The sequence below is a fragment of the Kitasatospora sp. NPDC088742 genome, from assembly GCF_055584905.1.
In genome coordinates, this window is sequence record NZ_JBVJLD010000001.1 from 490,986 (window position 1) to 507,630 (window position 16,645).

General features: G+C 73.1%; 14 protein-coding genes. 8 read left to right on the forward strand and 6 right to left on the reverse strand.

Annotation, left to right across the window (positions count from 1 at the left end; translation table 11 throughout):
• Positions 1 to 60: 60 nt before the first annotated feature.
• Positions 61 to 681 carry a DJ-1/PfpI family protein gene (locus tag ACZ6ZR_RS02105; RefSeq protein WP_465638411.1) on the forward strand — a complete coding sequence of 207 codons (621 nt, stop codon included), beginning with the start codon at positions 61 to 63 and terminating at the stop codon, positions 679 to 681.
• Between the two features lie 9 nt (positions 682 to 690).
• On the opposite strand, the gene ACZ6ZR_RS02110 is transcribed toward ACZ6ZR_RS02105, so the two are convergent.
• Positions 691 to 1,224 carry a hypothetical protein gene (locus ACZ6ZR_RS02110; RefSeq protein WP_465638413.1) on the reverse strand — a complete coding sequence of 178 codons (534 nt, stop codon included), beginning with the start codon at positions 1,222 to 1,224 and terminating at the stop codon, positions 691 to 693.
• Positions 1,221 to 1,838 (reverse strand): HAD-IA family hydrolase, encoded by a 618-nt coding sequence (locus ACZ6ZR_RS02115; protein ID WP_465638415.1) that lies wholly within the window; start codon positions 1,836 to 1,838, stop codon positions 1,221 to 1,223. Before ACZ6ZR_RS02115 ends, ACZ6ZR_RS02110 begins: the two co-directional genes overlap by 4 nt.
• 34 nt (positions 1,839 to 1,872) lie before the next feature.
• Between ACZ6ZR_RS02115 and ACZ6ZR_RS02120 the strand changes: the two genes are divergently transcribed.
• The gene (locus tag ACZ6ZR_RS02120; RefSeq protein ID WP_465638417.1) at positions 1,873 to 2,526 is read left to right on the forward strand and encodes a hypothetical protein; all 654 of its coding nucleotides are present in this window, start codon (positions 1,873 to 1,875) and stop codon (positions 2,524 to 2,526) included.
• Between the two features lie 239 nt (positions 2,527 to 2,765).
• Here ACZ6ZR_RS02120 and ACZ6ZR_RS02125 read toward each other — a convergent pair whose 3' ends face one another.
• Positions 2,766 to 3,392 carry a hypothetical protein gene (locus ACZ6ZR_RS02125; RefSeq protein ID WP_465638419.1) on the reverse strand — a complete coding sequence of 209 codons (627 nt, stop codon included), beginning with the start codon at positions 3,390 to 3,392 and terminating at the stop codon, positions 2,766 to 2,768.
• Positions 3,393 to 3,616: 224 nt separating this feature from the next.
• Here ACZ6ZR_RS02125 and ACZ6ZR_RS02130 point away from each other — a divergent pair, with 224 nt between their 5' ends.
• From ACZ6ZR_RS02130 to ACZ6ZR_RS02155, 6 genes are all read left to right on the forward strand, one after another.
• Positions 3,617 to 4,636: a methyltransferase gene (locus ACZ6ZR_RS02130; protein WP_465638421.1), complete on the forward strand. Its 1,020-nt coding sequence runs from the start codon at positions 3,617 to 3,619 to the stop codon at positions 4,634 to 4,636.
• A 74-nt stretch (positions 4,637 to 4,710) separates the two neighbouring features.
• Positions 4,711 to 5,691 carry a ribokinase gene (locus ACZ6ZR_RS02135; RefSeq protein ID WP_465638423.1) on the forward strand — a complete coding sequence of 327 codons (981 nt, stop codon included), beginning with the start codon at positions 4,711 to 4,713 and terminating at the stop codon, positions 5,689 to 5,691.
• Positions 5,692 to 5,751: 60 nt separating this feature from the next.
• Positions 5,752 to 6,204: a type II toxin-antitoxin system PemK/MazF family toxin gene (locus ACZ6ZR_RS02140; RefSeq protein WP_465638425.1), complete on the forward strand. Its 453-nt coding sequence runs from the start codon at positions 5,752 to 5,754 to the stop codon at positions 6,202 to 6,204.
• A 73-nt stretch (positions 6,205 to 6,277) separates the two neighbouring features.
• Positions 6,278 to 6,649, forward strand: coding sequence for a hypothetical protein (locus ACZ6ZR_RS02145; RefSeq protein WP_465638427.1), 372 nt, complete (start codon positions 6,278 to 6,280; stop codon positions 6,647 to 6,649).
• Between the two features lie 171 nt (positions 6,650 to 6,820).
• Positions 6,821 to 7,771, forward strand: coding sequence for a chitinase (locus ACZ6ZR_RS02150; protein WP_465638429.1), 951 nt, complete (start codon positions 6,821 to 6,823; stop codon positions 7,769 to 7,771).
• 10 nt (positions 7,772 to 7,781) lie between these two features.
• The gene (locus ACZ6ZR_RS02155) at positions 7,782 to 9,431 is read left to right on the forward strand and encodes a glycosyl hydrolase family 8 (RefSeq protein ID WP_465638431.1); all 1,650 of its coding nucleotides are present in this window, start codon (positions 7,782 to 7,784) and stop codon (positions 9,429 to 9,431) included.
• A 90-nt stretch (positions 9,432 to 9,521) separates the two neighbouring features.
• Here the strand turns inward: ACZ6ZR_RS02155 and ACZ6ZR_RS02160 are convergent, their stop codons facing one another.
• The 3 genes from ACZ6ZR_RS02160 to ACZ6ZR_RS02170 form a co-directional block, all read right to left on the reverse strand.
• Complete coding sequence (locus ACZ6ZR_RS02160) at positions 9,522 to 10,028, reverse strand: hypothetical protein (RefSeq protein WP_465638433.1); 507 nt, start codon at positions 10,026 to 10,028, stop codon at positions 9,522 to 9,524.
• 139 nt (positions 10,029 to 10,167) lie between these two features.
• Positions 10,168 to 15,930 (reverse strand): DUF5979 domain-containing protein, encoded by a 5,763-nt coding sequence (locus ACZ6ZR_RS02165; RefSeq protein WP_465638435.1) that lies wholly within the window; start codon positions 15,928 to 15,930, stop codon positions 10,168 to 10,170.
• Between the two features lie 127 nt (positions 15,931 to 16,057).
• Positions 16,058 to 16,594 carry a GNAT family N-acetyltransferase gene (locus ACZ6ZR_RS02170; protein ID WP_465638437.1) on the reverse strand — a complete coding sequence of 179 codons (537 nt, stop codon included), beginning with the start codon at positions 16,592 to 16,594 and terminating at the stop codon, positions 16,058 to 16,060.
• Positions 16,595 to 16,645 lie beyond the last annotated feature (51 nt).

Here is a 16,645-nt window from a genome sequence, read left to right on the forward strand (position 1 = left end):
CCCATCCTGCCAGGGCCCGGGCCGGGGAGGTGGGAGGTCACGGTGTCTATGCTGCACCGCATGGACATCGTGATCCCGCTCTTCGAGGACTTCGAACCGCTCGACGCGGTCGGACCGTACGAGATCCTGGCCTATCTGCCGGGGGCGACCGTGCGCTTCGTGACGGCCGAACCGGGCCTGGTGAAGGACGTGTTGGGGTCGATGCCGGTGCACGTGCCGACCTCCTACCGGGAGGTCGAGCGCTGCGACGTGCTGCTCGTCCCGGGCGGCGGCAGCTTCCTGCGGATGGCGGCGGACGAGGAGTTCCTGGCCTGGGTGCGGCGGATGCACGAGGGCGCCCGCTTCACCACCTCGGTCTGCACCGGCTCGCTGGTGCTCGGCGCGGCCGGCCTGCTGGACGGCCTGACGGCCACCACGCACTGGGCGGCGGTCGCCGACCTGGAGGCGTACGGTGCCACCTACACCGCCGAGCGGGTGGTCCGCCAGGACCGGGTGATCACCTCGGCGGGCGTGTCCTCGGGGATCGACATGGCGGTGGGGCTGGCCGCGCTGCTCGCGGACGAGGTGACCGCGCAGGCGATCCAGCTCTACACCGAGTACGACCCCCAACCCCCTTACGACACCGGGTCCTTGGCGAAGGCATCCCCCGAGGTGGTGGCACGCGCCCGCACCTTCGGGTAGGGCACGCCGTCAGACCCCGGGTAGCGGGGAGACGTTGGGGGCGGCGGGGAGGGGAGCGTCGCAGAGGGCGCAGAAGAACTCGCCCTCGCGGACGACGTTGAGCTCGCGGCAGGCGGTGCAGCGGCGGAAGACGAACGCGTGGGTGAAGCCCGGCGGGTGGGCGATTCCGGCGAGGCCGAGCGCGGCGGCCAGTGGCGGCCAGGCCGTGACCGGGTCCGGGCAGTAGCCGGTGGACTGGTTGGTGACCTCGTGCACCGCCCAGTGGCCGTCCGGCTGCCGGGCGAACGCGATCTCGCCGGCGCAGAGCACCGGCCCACCGCCCGCGCAGACCACGTGCTCGCTGCGGCGCGCGGCCAGGCGGAGCCGGCCGGCCGGGTCGACGACGTAGGTGAACGGCTCGGAGAGCTCGGCGGTGGGCCGGGAGGCGAGCCAGGCGTCGAGCTCGGCCCGGGAGCGTATCGCGGTTCTTTCGGCGGCCGGGCTGACGAGGCGTCGTATCTCGGGCGGGCCGACGTAGACGTAGGGGTGGTGCCGGGCGGTCATGTGAGGAGGAGCGGGGCCAAGGCGGTGCGGAGGGCGGCGGGGGTGGTGTAGTGGTGGCCCGTCATGCCGAGGGCCGTCGCGGCGGTGACGTTCTTGGGGCTGTCGTCGATGAAGAGGCAGCGGTCGGGGGTGGTGCCGGCCAGGGTGGCGGCGTGGTGGTAGATGGCGGGTTCGGGCTTGGCGGTGCCGAACACGGCGCTGTTGACGACGTGGTGGGCGAGGTCGGTGAGGCCGAGCTCGGCGAGGCCCTGGTCGAGCCAGGTGGTGCCGTTGGTCACCAGGACGAGGGGGCCGCGGACCCGGACCTCGCGGAGCAGGGCCACCACGGTCGCGTCGGCGTGGACGGGGGTGGTGGTGAACGCGGTGGCGAGGGCGCGGGCCGTGGGTGCGTCGGTGCGGGGTGTGAGGGCCGCGGCGATGAGCTCGGCCCACTCGGGCTTGCCGAGGCGGCCGAGGACCAGGGGCTCTGCGAGTTCGGCGGAGAAGGCGGCGGCGTAGGTGCTGCCCTCCGGGACGCCCGCGGAGACCTCGAGGGCGGTGACCTCGGACTGGTCGAAGTGGCGGATGACGCCGTCGAGGTCGCACAGGACGGCGTCGAAGGGGGAGAAGGTCATCCCATCTGGATATCACAGGGGGGAGGATGGCGGTATGGAGAGCACGGGGGAGACGGCGGCCGCGCTACGGCAGGTGCGGTGGATCGTGGGCGGCACCGGGGCCGGGAAGACCACCGTGGCACGGGAGTTGGCGGCGCGCCACGGGGTCGAGGTGTTCGACGGGGACCGTGCGGAGCACGGCTGGGTCGAGCGGGCGGTGGCGGCGGAGCAGCCGCGGTTGGCCGCGCTGCGGGGCCTGGAGCCGGGGGAGTTCTGGGCCGGGCGGACGGCGGCGGAGGTGCTGCGGGCGATGCCGAGCCTGTACGGGGAGGTGACGGGGTTCCTGGTGGAGGAGGTGAGGGCGCGCTCGGCCGAACGGCCTTTGCTGGTCGACTACTTCGGGATCCTTCCGGACCAGTTGGCGCCGCTGGTGGCGTCGGCGGCGCAGGTGGTGTGCCTGGTGCCGACACCGGAGTTCCGCGAGGCGGGGTTGCGGGCCCGGTACGCCGACCCCGCGCGGGCGCGGGCCAACTGGGGTTCGCGGGACCCGGGGGAGATGCTCGCGCTCAGGCTGGAACGGGACCGGCTCTGGGACGTGGAGGTCCGGGTGCGGGCCGCGCGGGTGGGCATGGCGGTGCTAACGGTGGACGGGACCGTGGGAGTGGGGGAGTTGGCGGCGGAGGTGGCACGGCGGTTCGGGTGGGCGTAGCCGATGTGCGGCCCGCTCCGCCGGGGCGCGGGGAAAGTGCGCGCCCCTGACCGGTTCGCGCTGTCGAAGCCCCAGCGCGCGGCCGACACCCGGGGCCGGCTCCGGATCGCGGCCTGCCGCCTCGCGGTCGCGGTCCCGCGGCCGGTACCGACGGCCCTTCCACGTCAGTGGTGTGCCCGCGGGGGGATCCGGGGCCGGGGCCAGTAGGCTCAGGGTGCGGGGATGAGAGCCGTCATGAGTCAGGTCGCGCATGAGGGGACGGCGCTGATCCCCCGTCCGGAGAGGACCCCGGCCGCGTTGAAGGCCGCGGTGGCGCTCGTCGCGCCGGTCCGCCTGCAGGAGTCGCCCCGCTCCGATCGTTCTGCGCGCACTGGGCTGTCGTGGTGGAGATCGAGCGGATCCCGGCCACCGCGCAGGACCACCGACGGGCGAACTACCTCGCCAACCACGGCAGCAGCGACGCCGAGCGGATGCAGGCCGCCGTGACCGGTCCCGATCTCCTGCACCGTCGTACCGGGGTGGAGGTCGAGCATCTCCAACATGCGGAAGACGATGGCCGGAGCCGAGGCCGACGACGACGGCCAGGGTTCGCCGTCGGGGGCCTTCCCGTCGTTGACCTGCGTCACGACCGGGGCATCGGCGTACGCCGCGTCCGTCCAGCCGGCCGGGTCCGTCTCGCGGTCGCACGGCACCAGGCCGTCACCGTGGTCCAGCCAGATCCGTTCGGGGAGGAACCGCGTCCGGGGCACGGCCATGGCTGCCGCCGCCCACTCGGGGGCCACGTCGTGGCCGAGTTCGGTGGCGATGGAGCGGAGCATACTGCGCGCGGCAGCCTGCTCCGGCTCGTCGTGCTGAGTGGTCGTCACTTGTGCTTCGGCCCCGGCTTGCTCTTCTGGCTGTCGGGGTTCGGGGCGGAGGGGCCGGGGTCCTTCTTTCCCCACCGTGGCCCATGGGGCGCTCCCTGCATGAGGATCATTGAAGTTTGGTTAGCCTAACCTAAGGCAAGGTGGATTGGTCTGTCCGGGCCACAGGAGTGGAAGCCTTGGTGCGTCCACGGTCTGACGGGGGGTCGGCTGGCTAGCTTGGCGGCATGCACACTGCGGCCGCCACCCCTGCTCTCGCCATGCTCCGCCTGCTCGGCGGCTTCCAGATCTCCCAGGCGCTCTACGTCGTGGCCCGGGCCGCGCTGGCGGACCAACTCCTGGACGGCGAACGGACGGTGGCCGAACTGGCCGAGGCCTCCGGGCTCCGGCCGGACCCGCTGGCCCGGATCGTCCGGGTGCTCGCCGGGGAGGGCGTGTTCACCCTGGACGCGGCCACCGGCATGGTCGGCCTCGGGCCGCTCGGCCGCACGCTGGTCTCCGACGGGCCGGACTCGGTCCGCGGTGTCGCGTTGACCTGGATGGAGACCCACTACCGGCCGTTCGCCGAGCTCCGGCACACGGCCGAGACGGGAGAGCCGGCGGCCGATCACCTGTACGGGATGCCGTTCTTCGCGTGGCTGGGGCAGGAGCCGGACCGGGTCGCCACCTTCACCGGGGCGATGACCGACTTCGCCCGGGCGATCCGTCAGGAGACCTTCTCCGCAGTCGAGTTGGACGGTGCCCGGACGGTGGTGGACGTGGGCGGTGCGGACGGTGCGGTGCTCGCCGGGCTGGCCCGGCGGTACCCCCACCTGCGGGGCACCGTCTTCGACCTGCCGCACGTGGTGACGGCCGCGCCGGCGGTGCTGCGGGCCCACGGGGTGGCGGACCGGATCACTGCGGTGGGGGGTGACTTCTTCGTCGAAGTGCCGCCCGCCGACTGCTACTTGGCGGGATTCGTGCTGCACGACTGGTCCGACGAGGCGGCCGCCCGGATCCTCTCCCGGATGTACCGGGCCGCCGCCGTGCCGCACGCCCGGCTGGTGCTGCTGGAGACGGTGCTCGACCGGGGCGACGCGCCCGAGCTGGCCGCACTGCTCGACCTCACCATGCTCGGGATGCTGACGGGCCGTGAGCGTACGGCCGAGGAGTGGCGCGGGCTGCTCGCGGGGGAGGGTTTCCGGCTCGACCGGATCCGGGAGACCGGCGGGCCGGTGTGCGTGATCGAGGCGACCCGGGTGCCGTGAGGCGGGCCGCTCCGTGGACGATGGGGTGGACGATGGGGCGAGGCAATCAGCGTACGGACCTTGGGAGGGCGGACATGTCGGCGAAGGTCGTCGTGGTCGGCAGCGTCAACGTGGACCTGGCGGTGCGGGTGCCGCACCTGCCCCGTCCGGGCGAGACCGTCACGGGTGGTGGGCTGGCGGAGAGCACGGGCGGCAAGGGCGCCAACCAGGCGGTGGCCGCCCGGCGGCTCGGGGCGCCGACGGCGCTGATCGCCCGGGTCGGGGACGACGCGTTCGGCCGCCGGACCCGGGAGTCGCTGGCGGCGGCCGGGGTCGAGGTGGCGGCGGTGACGACGGTGGCCGCCGCCACCGGGACGGCGCTGATCGTGATCGACCCGGACGGGGAGAACACCATCACGGTCTCGCCGGGCGCCAACGCGGAGTTGGACCCGGACGGTGTACGGCCGCAGCTGGCACGGGAGTTGGCCGGGGCCGGGGTGCTGCTGCTCCAGCTGGAGGTGCCGGTGGCCGCGTGCCTGGCGGCGGCCCGGTCGGCGCGGGCGGCGGGGGTGCCGGTGGTGCTCAACGCCGCTCCGCTGCCGGTGCGGGTCGGCGCCGAGCTCAGGGAGCTGATCGCCGCCGCGGACGTGTTGGTGGTGAACGAGGTGGAGGCGGCGGATCTGCTCGGCGGAGCCGCGGAGGGTCGTGAGCCGCTCGAACTTCCGGCGCTGCTGGGCCGGTTGGGGCCGGGTGAGGTGGTGGTGACACTCGGGGCCCGGGGTGCGGTGCACGGCGGGGCGGACGGGGGCGGTGTCCATGTCCCGGCCTTCGCGGTGGAGGCGGTGGACGCGGTCGGGGCGGGCGACGCGTTCTGCGCTGCGCTCGCGGTGGCCCGGGCCGAGGGCACGGGCGAGGGCGGGGCCGAGGGTGGAGGTGGGGGCGGGCTCGGTGCGGCGGTCCGGTGGGCCTCCGCCGTCGGGGCGCTGGCCACCACCGGGCGGGGCGCGCAGGGGGCGCTGCCGAGCCGGGCCGAGGTGGAGGCCTTCCTGGGCGGCCGTACCGGAACGGCGTCCTGACGGGGAGCCAGGGCCGGAGGCGGCTTGATCGGTGTCGGGCGGGATGGCTAGCCTGCGGGCATGGCCGAGAGCACCGAGCAGGACCAGCAGACCCCGGGCCGTTCCGGCCCGTCCGCCACCGTGGAGGTCGAGGCGTACCAGGTCGGCCGGGTGCGGACCGAGTACGCCCCCGACCACGACGGGGATCCCGACCCCGGGGAGATCGTCTGGACCTGGGTGCCCTACGAGGAGCGGGACGGCCGGGGCAAGGACCGCCCCGTGCTGGTGGTGGCCCGGGAGGCGGGTGGCACGCTGCTGGCGGTGATGCTCTCCAGCAAGGGCCACGACCGGGACGCCGACTGGGTGCCGATCGGGGCCGGCCCGTGGGACCGTTCGGGGCGGGAGTCGTGGGTGGCGCTGGAGCGGGTGATGCGGGTGCACGACGCCGGGATGCGGCGGGAGGCCTGCGCGCTGGACCGGGCCCGGTTCGACCTGGTGGTGGAGGCGCTGCGGCGGCGCTACCGCTGGAGCTGACGGCGGATAATGGCCTGGTCGCGGGGCCCGTGGGCGGTGCCGGACGGGTGAGCGAGCGGGCAGGAGCGGGCGGATGGGTCTGACGGCGGGTCAGCGGGTGCGGCTGGTGGCGGACCTCGGGATCGGGGAGGCGGTGGCCGGGGAGGAGCTCGTCGGCTTCCTCTCGCTCGGCGCCGGGGCCGAGGGCACGGTCGAACGGGTGGACGGCGAGCTGCCGGAGCCCGAGGAGGTCCGCGAGTACCGGCGCCTGAAGGACCTCTTCGACGACTACGGCCACACCATGCCCGAGGAGAGCCGCAAGCGCCTGGAGGCCCAACTCGCCACCCTCGAACCGGAGTGGACGACCCACCAGACCCACGGCCCGCTGGTCACGGCCCGCATCCGCTTCGACAACGGCCTGGTCCTGGACGCCGCCCCCGAGTCCGTCCTCGCCCCGGCCCCGTGAGCGGCCTCCCGAACGACTGATGGGAAAGTTTCCTAACTAGGGCTATTGACTGGTGGTTGTCACGTCGGGATGCTGAACTCCGCGTCGCCGGTGGCCACCTGTGTCCGCACGTTCTGCCTCCCCCTTCGGTCAGAGAATCGAGTAGACGTGCAACGAATCAAGCGTGCCCTGATGGCAGCGTCCCTGGCGCTGACCGCTCCGCTGCTGGTCCCGACCGCCGCGACGGCCGCGGCTCCGGCCGGTCTGGCTGCGGCGCCGTACGAGTACCTGGGCTGGGGCAGCCCGCAGAAGCCGACCGATGTCATGGCGGCCACCGGGGTGAAGTGGTTCACCCTCGCGTTCATCCTGTCCGACGGGGGGTGCAATCCGAAGTGGGACGGGAGCCGGGCGCTGAAGGGCGGTTCGGACGAGGCCGCGATCAAGTCGATCCGGGCGGCCGGCGGGGACGTGGTGGTCTCGGTCGGCGGGTGGAGCGGGAACAAGCTGGGTGAGAAGTGCTCCAGCGCGTCGGCGCTGGCCGGGGCGTACCAGAAGGTCATCGACGCCTACCAGTTGAAGGCCTTCGACATCGACATCGAGGACACCGAGTTCTCCAACGCGACGGTCCGTCAGCGGGTGGTCGACGCCCTGAAGATCGTCAAGACCAGGAACCCCGGGCTGGTCACCTACGTGACCATGGGCACCACGCCGAGCGGCCCCGACGCCACCGGCAAGGACCTGATCAAGCGGGGTGCGGCGGCCGGGCTGGCGAACGACGGCTGGATCATCATGCCGTTCGACTTCGGCGGACACAGCGGGACCATGGGCCAGGCCACCGTCAGTGCGCTGGAGGGGCTGAAGGCGACCGTGAAGAGCGCCTACGGCTACAGCGACGACGCGGCCTACCGGCACATCGGGGTGTCGTCGATGAACGGCATCACCGACGAGCCGGGCGAGACCGTCACGCTGGCCGACTTCAAGACCATCCTGGCCTACGCCCAGCAGCACCACCTGGCGCGCTTCGCCTTCTGGTCCGTCAACCGCGACCGCGCCTGCGGCTCCGGGACGGACGCCGACGCCTGCAGCGGGATCGCGCAGTCGCCGTACGCGTTCACCAAGATCGTTGTCCAGTACAAGGGTTGAGGAGAGACCGATGAGTGACATCCGCAGAACGTCCGCCCTCGGCCTGGCCGCGGCCGGCCTGGTGGCCGGGATCGTCGCGGTGCCGGGCACCGCCTCGGCCGCCGCCACCCGCTACGAGGCCGAGGGCGCCGCGCTCTCGCAGGGCGTGGTGGAGGCCAACCACGCCAACTACTCCGGCACCGGGTTCGTCAACGGCGACAACGTGTCCGGCAGTTGGGTCGAGTTCACGGTGAACGCGGCCACCGCCGGCAGCGCGAACCTGACGGTGCGGTACTCCAACGGCACCACCACCGCCCGCCCGGCCGACGTGGCGGTGAACGGCACCGTGGTCTCGGCCGCCCGGGCCTTCAACTCGACCACCAACTGGGACACCTGGGCGAACTCCACGCTCTCGGTGCAGCTCACCGCCGGGGCCAACAAGGTCCGGCTCACCGCCACCAGCGCCAACGGCCTGGCCAACCTGGACTACCTGGAGGCCGACCAGCAGTCCACCCCGCCCGGCGGCGGTGGCCCGGCCGTCCCGTTCGGCAGCCACCAGTTCGCCTACGCGGCGGGGACGTTGAAGCCCAGCGGGGCGCAGGGGACGCTGGACCAGCAGGTGGTGGACAAGTACAACGCCTGGAAGTCGGCGTTCCTGAAGCAGAACTGCGGCAACGGCTGGTACCAGGTGATCTCGCCGGACGCCGACCACCCGTACGTGGCCGAGGGCCAGGGCTACGGCCTGGTGGTCACGGCGCTGATGGCGGGCGCCGACCCGAACGCGAAGACCGCCTTCGACGGCCTGCTGAAGTTCGTGCTGGCGCACCCCTCGGTGAACAACAAGAACCTGCTGGCGGCCGAACAGGACGTCAACTGCAAGTCCGTGAACGGCTCGGACTCGGCCACCGACGGGGACATGGACGTCGCCTACGGCCTGCTGCTCGCCGACAAGCAGTGGGGCAGCACCGGGACGTACAACTACAAGGACCTGGCGGTCAAGCACATCAACGCCATCAAGGCGAGCGAGGTGAACCCCACCACCAAGCTGCTGCTGCTCGGCGACTGGTCGGACTCGGGTGACCAGTACTACTACGTCTCGCGCTCCTCGGACTGGATGATCGACCACTTCCGGGCCTTCAAGAAGGCCACCGGGGACGCCGGTTGGGACACCATCAGGACCGCGCACCAGAACCTGATCACCTCCCAGCAGAGCAAGTACGCCGCCTCCACCGGCCTGCTGGCCGACTTCGTGGTGAACACCGACTCCACCCCCAAGCCGGCCGCCGGCGAGGTGCTGGAGAGCCCCAACGACGGTGACTTCGGCTGGAACGCCTGCCGCGACCCGTGGCGGATCGGGGCGGACGCCGTCACCAGCGGCGACTCGGCCTCGCTCGCCTCGGCGCGGAAGATGAACAGCTGGATCAAGTCCAAGACCGGCGGCAACGCCAACTCGATCGTCAGCGGCTACAAGTTGAACGGCACCGCCTTCGACTCCGGCAACGACATGGCCTTCACCGCCCCGTTCGCGGTCGCGGCGATGACCGACCCCGGTTCGCAGGCCTGGCTGGACGCGCTCTGGGCCAAGATGGTCGCCACCCAGATCACCCCGTCGGTCTACTACGGCGGCAGCGTGCAGCTCCAGACGATGATCGTCGCCTCCGGCAACTACTGGACGCCGTAAGCGATCCCGGACGACGGAAGGCCGGGGACGCAGCGAGCGCCCCGGCCTTCCGGCTCGTCCTGACGTCCTGAGGGGAGTGGCCGGGACGGGTCAGAGGTCCACGTCCAGGCTGGTGGGGCGGGGGCGGACCAGGGACCAGACCGAGGGGCTGAGGTCGCGCTCGTCGCGGATGTGGCCGTACATCATGCCGAGGTCCTTCTCGGTCTCCGGGCCGAGCTCCACCCGGTAGTCGCCCGGGGCGAGGTCCGGGAACTCGGCGCGGACCAGGCCGTGGCCGAGCATGCCGGTCTCGAACTCGAACTCGCTGACGCCGATCCAGCCCGGCACGCCCGCGGCCCGCAGCCGCAGCGAGCCGGTGACGGTGGCCTCCGGGTCGCCGTGGTACTCCCACGGGGACCAGTACTGGGCGACCACGTGCCAGGTGGCGACCAGGCCGGGACGGCCGTTGTCGAAGACGGCGCGTGCCACCACGAGCCGGTGCCGGAGGCGGGACCAGCCGCTCCGCCCCTCGTCGGTGAACTGGTCGGCCTCGAGGGCGGAGTCGATCCGGACGACGCTGGGAGCAGCGTGGTGACCGGTGCCGGGTGGGACGGACACGGGTACCTGCTTCGGGTGGGGTGCGGGGCGGAGGTCGTGCAATTCGCGTGCAGGTTAACAGGGTTCGCACACGCTCACGGCCGGTTCGCTCGGGGCGAACCGGCCGTGATGATCTGTCACCTCTCCCGTCACTCAGCCCTCACCAGCGGCGTGCGGCGTACCGGACGGCGAGGCCGAGCAGGAGCAGGGCGAGCGAGCCGGCCGCCCACGGGCCGGGGGCGCTGCCGGTGACCGGAAGCGGCGGCGGCGGAGGGGGCGGCGGCTCGGTGGCGTCGAAGCGGTTGGTGACCTCCAGGGTGGCCGCGGCCGTGGTCAGGAGCAGGGCCCGGTCGGCGGAGTCGTGCTCGACGGTGACCTCGGCGGCCCCGGCCCGGTCGGGCTCGGCGAGCCAGCAGCGGGCTCCGGCCGGCAGCGGGTCGGCCAGGTCGTCCACCGGGCGGACGGCACCGGGGCGGAGCTGGTAGCGCCGCCGGTCCAGCAGGACGACCGGGGTGGTGCCGGGCGCGGTGGTCAGGGTGCAGCTGAGCTCGACGGTGAACTCCCGCTCGGCCACGGCCGCCGCCCCGGTCCCGGTGGTCCGCTTGAGCAGGGCCAGCGCGGCCGGACGGTAGTCGTTGACGGCGGTGACGGTCAGGTCGGGGGCCTCGGCGGTGACCACGGCCGCGTGGAGTTCGTCGGGGTGGGAGACCGTCACCGTCTCGGCGCCGGAGGCCGGTTCACCGGCCCAGCAGCGGGTGCCGGTGAGCAGCAGCTCCGGCAGGGTGACGGGCCGTCCGGCCCGCACGGTCACGGTGCGGTCGAGCACCGGCTTGCCGTCACGGCGGCAGATCACGTGCAGCTGGAACTCGGCCTCCCGCAGGTAGCCGGCCCCGGCCAGCGGCCCGGTCAGCTCCTTGGCGAGGGTGAGCCGCCCGGCGTGGAAGGTGTTGCTGAGCTCGGCGGTGGCCAGGTCGGTGAGGCCCTCCTTGACCTCGACCCGGCGGACCGGCTCGGCGGGAACGTCCGCCCCGCCGGCGGCGGTCTCGGTGACGGTGCACAGCGCGCCGACCGGGAGGCCGTCCAGACGCTCCGTCAGGTGGCCGGGCCCGGTGAGCTCCAGCTCACGGGTGAGCACGGCGGCCCGGCCGTTGAAGTCGCAGACCACCCGGAACCGGAACGGCCCGGTGGCCAGGGCACTCCCTGCGCCGGTCAGCTTCTTGGTGACCTGGAGCGAGCCGACCGCGAACTCGTTGGTGACGATCACGGTGGCGGTCTCGCCCCGGGTGTCGACCGCGTCGGGGCCTGGGGTGGGGGAGAAGACGTCCACCCGGGTGGAGTCCACCAGTTGGTAGTGGACCCGGGTGGCGCCGCCGTCGTCGGTCTCCTCCACCCGGCAGAGGCTGCCCTCGGGAAGGTCGGTGATGGCCTGGGAACCGTCCCCGTCGAAGACCAGCTGCTGCGGGAAGCCGGGCAGCCGGGTGCCGTTGAAGGAGCAGTCCGCGTTGATCTTGAACGGGCCCCGGCCGACCGTCTCGGCGGCCTCGCCGGTGATCCGCTTGGCGATGACCAGGTCCTTGCGCGGGTAGCGGTTGGCGATCTCCTCCTGCTGCCACTGCGCCGCGTCGGTGGCCCGGGTGATGGTGACCACGACGGCGTTGGCCTCGCCCCGGTGGTCGGTCTGCGCCCCGGCCGACTCGGTCTCCCAGAACCGGCAGACCGCGCCGACCGGCACCCCGCCCAGCCCGAACGGCTTGTCGGGGCTGAACTCGGTCTCGCCGGAGCGGACTTCGACACTCTCCCCGCCGGCCGTGGTGAGCAGGCAGGAGTAGGCCAGCCGGAACGGTCCGACCGGTACGCCGGCCGGCGGGTCGACGACGTCCTTGAGGATCCGGACGTTGCCGAAGACCAGGCCGATCCCGGCCTTCGGGGGCTCGGTCACCGGCAGCCGGGTGGTGGTGCCGCCGACCCTGACGGTCTCGGTGTGGGCGAAGGAGTTCCAGGCCACCGAGGCGTAGCCGGGCACGGTCAGGTCGGCCGGGGCCCGGAACGGCAGGGTGAAGGTGACGGCGCTGCCGGGGGCCAGGCCGACCGGGAACGCCACCTCGGTCTCGAAGGCGGTCGCGTGGGTGGTGTCCGCGCCCCACATCGCGGCCGCGCAGGCGCGCTTGGGCGTCTCGACCTTGCGGCCGCACGGGTTCTCGGTGCCGGTGTAGGTGACGGTCGCCGTGCCCGCGCCGTCGTAGCGGACCGGGCCGGTCAGGGTCGGCACGGTGTCCCACTCGGTGCCGCGCTGCTCGTCGCCGAGCAGCACCCCGGTGTCCTTCGGCGCCGGGAAGACGTCCAGCAGCTGGAGCGAACGGGCCGGTTCGGTCCCGGTGTTCTCGATCCGGATCAGGAAGGAGAAGTCCTGGCCGGGCCGGGTCAGCGCGACGCACGGGTAGCGGGTGTACACCGTGCCGTTGGCCGTCAGCTCGGGGCAGCGCGGGTCGCCGGCCGGGACGGGCTTGCCGGTGTTGGCGTCCTGGTAGCCCAGCGAGCGGTCCCCGGTGACCCACTTGGCGGCGTCGAAGGAGACGCCGGAGCGGGAGGTGACCTGGGCCGAGGAGGTGCAGAAGGTGCCGGGGCCGTACCGGGGGTCGTCGGTGACGGTGCCGAGCCGGGGGGAGGACTGGTCGCAGTTGACCTTGGATACCGTCTCCGAACCGGCGCCGAAGACGTTGGTGATGGTGGTCCCGGCCGCGACCCCGCCGTTCAGCTTGACCTGGTAGCCGAGCACCACCTCGCTGCCCGGGTAGAAGGTCCAACCGGGGAAGCGCCAGCGCAGCTTGGTGATCCGGCCGCCCGCGTCCCGCTCGGGTTCGAACCGGACCTCGGCGGGGCCGGCCCCGCCCGGCGGCACCGTCACCTTCACGGTGTACGGGCGGCCCTGGTCGCCCTGGAAGGCGTCGTCGAACCGCAGGCCGCTGGGGACTTCGTCCACCACCACCAGGTCGGGCACCGGCGCGGTGCCGGTGTTCCTGACGTGCAGGTTGAACGGGGCGACCGAGCCGGGGCTGAGCACGGTGGTGGCCGGCTCCTTCTCCACCCGGATCAGGTTGCTGCCCTCGCGCACGCTGAGCGAGGCGGAGGAGTCCGGCACCGGGAAGGTGCCACCGTCGGGCTGCAGCCGGCTCTCGCCGGCCGCGCTCGCGGTGTCCTCCAGCAGGTCCGGGATCGGGGTGCCCGGCGCGGAGCGCAGGCCCTCGCGCGGACGGACTGTCAGGCAGACGCTGCTGCCGGGGCAGTCCTGGTAGTTCGGCGCGGAGGTGGCGGGCAGGATGCCGTAGCCGCCCTGGGAGTTGGTGAAGGTGACCCGGACGCCCTGGATGCCGGCGGGGTCGACGCCGGCCGGGAAGCCGGGCTTGGTGGAGGAGGTCGGGGTGCCGGTGACGAAGACCGGGGGATTGCTGCGGCAGCCGGTGGTGCAGACGTCCACCTGGACCCGGTCGGCGCCGTTGGGGAAGGTGATCCCGGCCAGGGCGGTCACCGTGACGGCGTCGAAGAAGTCCGGGTCGGTGTCGGTGACGACCAGTCGCTTCAGGCCCAGGTTCCCGGTGTTGACGGTGGTGAGCCGGAGCGTGACGTCCTGCGGGGCGACGCCGGTGACCGGGCGCAGCACGGTGCTGGGGGCCAGCGTCTTCTGCAGCGAGGCGGCGGCCTTCGCGGGCTTCACCTCGACGCCGGGGGAGCAGCTCGGGTCGCCCTCGGGTCTGCCATCGACGCTGACGGCGGCGCAGTTGTCGATCCGCCCGGAGGTCACCCCCGGCCGGAGCCGGACGGTGACGGTGGCCCGCATGAAGCCCTGTGGCGGGATGCCGTCCGGCTCGGCGATCCGGACGCCCTTGGCCCGGGACAGCAGCGCGCTGTCCGGCGGGACGTAGGCCACCCAGGAGTTGACGGACGAGTCCCAGAGCTCGACGCCGATGTGCAGGGTGCGCGGGCTGCCGTCGGTGGAGACGCCGACGATCTCCAACTGGTCGAAGGGGTTGCCCGGGGCGGTGGGGTCGGCCGGGTCGGTGACCCGCACGTTCGGGCGGGTGACGTTGCCGCTGTTGGTGTAGCCGAGGCTGAAGGTGAGGTCCTGGCCGGGCGGCACCTCGGTCCAGGAGGAGGACTTGAAGCCGTTGCCGTCGGGGTTGCGCTCCTGCACCTTGAGGACGGCGCAGTCGGTGACGGCGGCCGAGCCCGAGCCGTTGGCAGGGTTGGCGGCGGAGGCGTCGGCGCAGTCCTGCACGCCGTCGCGGGTGTCCTCGGAGGTCACCTTGGAGTTGAGGGTGCCGTTGACCGACAGTTTGCCGACCGCGCCGGGCTGGATGGTGCCCTTGCCGCCCTGCTCGCCCTTGTAGGTGATGGAGATCCGCTTCGGCGGGCTGCCGGCCGGGCAGCCGGTGGAGGTCCGCACCTGGGAGGCGGGCGGGTTGGTGAGGGCGACCGGCGCCGGGGTGGAGCCGTCCCGGCAGGTGACCGTCAGGGTCGCGGTGGTGGCGCCGGGCGGGAAGTCGACCTTCAGCTTGGCGGCGTCGAACTTGTCGAACTCGCCGACCGCGCCCGCCGAGTCCGAGGGTTCGGTGATGGTGAGCTCGGAGACGGCGAACGGCGAGGTGTTCTTGGCGTTCAACTGGGCGGTGACGCCGGAGTTCTCGCCGCGGACGGCGGTGCCGTTCTGGGTGAAGTCCCCCCGGTTGTCGGGGAAGAACCGCTTGTCGAGGTCGACGGTGGCGATGTTCGGCAGGATGTCGTGGTCCGAGCAGGCCGGCAGGCCGATCACGGTGAACCGACTGCCCGCGTCCTTGACGGCGGAGTCGGCGCAGTTGTGCACGGTCTGGCGGGCGGCCGGGCTGATCTGGGCACCGCTGGTGCGCTCGGTGCGGCGCAGCTTGACCTGCATCGGCACGGTGGCGCCGGTGGCGTCGTAGGGGAGGGTGGCGCCGGTGGAGTTGGTGAACTCGTACCGCACGCCGGTGACCTGACCGGCCGTCACCCCGGCGGGCAGGGTGAGGTCGGGGCCGGGGGCGGCGGTGCCGCGCACCCACTCGTTCTCCGCGCAGCGGCTGCCGGGCGGCTTGGTGCACACCAGCACGGTGACCCGGTCCGCCCCGTCGGGCATCCGGCCGACCGGGCCGAGCGAGACCAGGTCGAAGTTCTCGTACAGCGCGGCGGTGTCGTCCTGGACGTCGAGGCGGCTGATCCCGTCGGGGGTGGCCGAGGTGTTGGCCGCGCCCAGGGTGACGGTCGAGATGCCGTCGCCCTGCGCCACGTCCGAGGTGGGCTGCCAGGTCTTGGTGGCCTTGGCGTCCAGCAGCTTCGGGACGGTGACGGTCTGGGTGACGCTGCCGATCACCTCGGTGGCGTTGTCCGCCCTCGCGGTGGCGGTGTTGGTGACGGTGTCGCCGTCCTCCAGCGGCCCGGTGGCGGGGACCTTCATCCCGACCGACACGTCCGCGGTGGTCCCGGCCGGGAGGCCGACCGATCCGGCCGGGTTGGGCGGGGAGGCGAGCGGGCTCCTGAAGTCGATCCGGAGCTTGCGGGTGGCCGGGTCGTAGGTCACCTGCTGGGTGGGGGTGGAGGGCGGGAGCGCGGTCATGTCGAACTCGGGCGGGAGCACGTCCTCCAGGTGCGCGTTGACGCAGGAGACCGAGAGGGAGGAGCAGGAGAGCGTCAGCTTGTACGAGAACGCCGACCCGGGGACGAGCGGGTCCGGAGCGCCCTCCACCGCCTTGGTCAGCGTCATCACCGGCCCCGCCGCGTGGGCCGGCGGCGCGCCGACGAGCGCGGCCGCCAGGCCGAGCACCAGGGCGGCGGCTGCCGGCCCGCGCAGCGGCCGGGTGGCCGAGCGCCCGAAGTCCAACCCGACCATGCGCATCCTGTCGTCCGACGTCATCATGGGCCTGAATGATCGTCAGACTAGGCAGCGGTCCGCTTCGCCCTCCGGGGCGACGCGCCCGGCTTCGCCCGGATGGCGCAGATCGGAGGGCGCAGGTCGGAGGGCGCAGGTCGGGGGCGGACAGGCGCTACGGGCGGTCGAGGCGGTAGACGTAGTGCAGGCGGTCGTCGGCGGGGTTGTCGGGCTCCAGGTCGGCCTCGACGTAGCGGTGGAAGCCGGCCTTCTCCAGGGCCCGCCAGGAGGCGCGGTTGGCGGCGTGCACCGGGATGACCAGGGCGGTCGCGGTCGGGTGGTCGGCCCAGGTCGCGGCGGTGAGGGCCCGCAGGATGCGGGTGCCGAGGCCCCGGCCGGTCAGGCCGGGGTCGCCGATCAGGTAGTCGAGGGTCATGCCGCGCTCGGGGATCTCGGCCTGGGCGGCCAACTCGCCCAGGTACTGCGGGTAGTCGGCGATCCAGCAGCGCTGCACCAGGGCGACCGGCCGGCCGTCGACGGCCACCAGCAGGTCCTCGGACGGCTCCTCGCCCCGGGTGGCCGGCCCGAAGTCGCGTTCGACCGCCTCGGGTGAGGTCTCGTGGTTCCACCAGCGGGCGACGTGCGGCTGCGCCAGCCACTCGGAGAGCAGGGGGAAGTCGGCGGCGGTCAGCCTGCGCCAGGTGATGGTCATCGGGCCGTTGTCCCACACCGGCGGCCGCCGTGCCAAGTCGTTTGATCGGAG

Excerpts from the sequence above, each read along its gene's own strand:
- ACZ6ZR_RS02110 (WP_465638413.1), bottom strand. The coding sequence starts at position 1,224 with ATGACCGCCCGGCACCACCCCTACGTCTACGTCGGCCCGCCCGAGATA.
- ACZ6ZR_RS02145 (WP_465638427.1), top strand. The coding sequence starts at position 6,278 with ATGGGTCTGACGGCGGGTCAGCGGGTGCGGCTGGTGGCGGACCTCGGG.
- ACZ6ZR_RS02130 (WP_465638421.1), top strand. The coding sequence starts at position 3,617 with ATGCACACTGCGGCCGCCACCCCTGCTCTCGCCATGCTCCGCCTGCTC.
- ACZ6ZR_RS02105 (WP_465638411.1), top strand. The coding sequence starts at position 61 with ATGGACATCGTGATCCCGCTCTTCGAGGACTTCGAACCGCTCGACGCG.
- ACZ6ZR_RS02115 (WP_465638415.1), bottom strand. The coding sequence starts at position 1,838 with ATGACCTTCTCCCCCTTCGACGCCGTCCTGTGCGACCTCGACGGCGTC.
- ACZ6ZR_RS02135 (WP_465638423.1), top strand. The coding sequence starts at position 4,711 with ATGTCGGCGAAGGTCGTCGTGGTCGGCAGCGTCAACGTGGACCTGGCG.
- ACZ6ZR_RS02140 (WP_465638425.1), top strand. The coding sequence starts at position 5,752 with ATGGCCGAGAGCACCGAGCAGGACCAGCAGACCCCGGGCCGTTCCGGC.
- ACZ6ZR_RS02120 (WP_465638417.1), top strand. The coding sequence starts at position 1,873 with ATGGAGAGCACGGGGGAGACGGCGGCCGCGCTACGGCAGGTGCGGTGG.
- ACZ6ZR_RS02170 (WP_465638437.1), bottom strand. The coding sequence starts at position 16,594 with ATGACCATCACCTGGCGCAGGCTGACCGCCGCCGACTTCCCCCTGCTC.
- ACZ6ZR_RS02155 (WP_465638431.1), top strand. The coding sequence starts at position 7,782 with ATGAGTGACATCCGCAGAACGTCCGCCCTCGGCCTGGCCGCGGCCGGC.
- ACZ6ZR_RS02165 (WP_465638435.1), bottom strand. The coding sequence starts at position 15,930 with ATGATGACGTCGGACGACAGGATGCGCATGGTCGGGTTGGACTTCGGG.
- ACZ6ZR_RS02150 (WP_465638429.1), top strand. The coding sequence starts at position 6,821 with ATGGCAGCGTCCCTGGCGCTGACCGCTCCGCTGCTGGTCCCGACCGCC.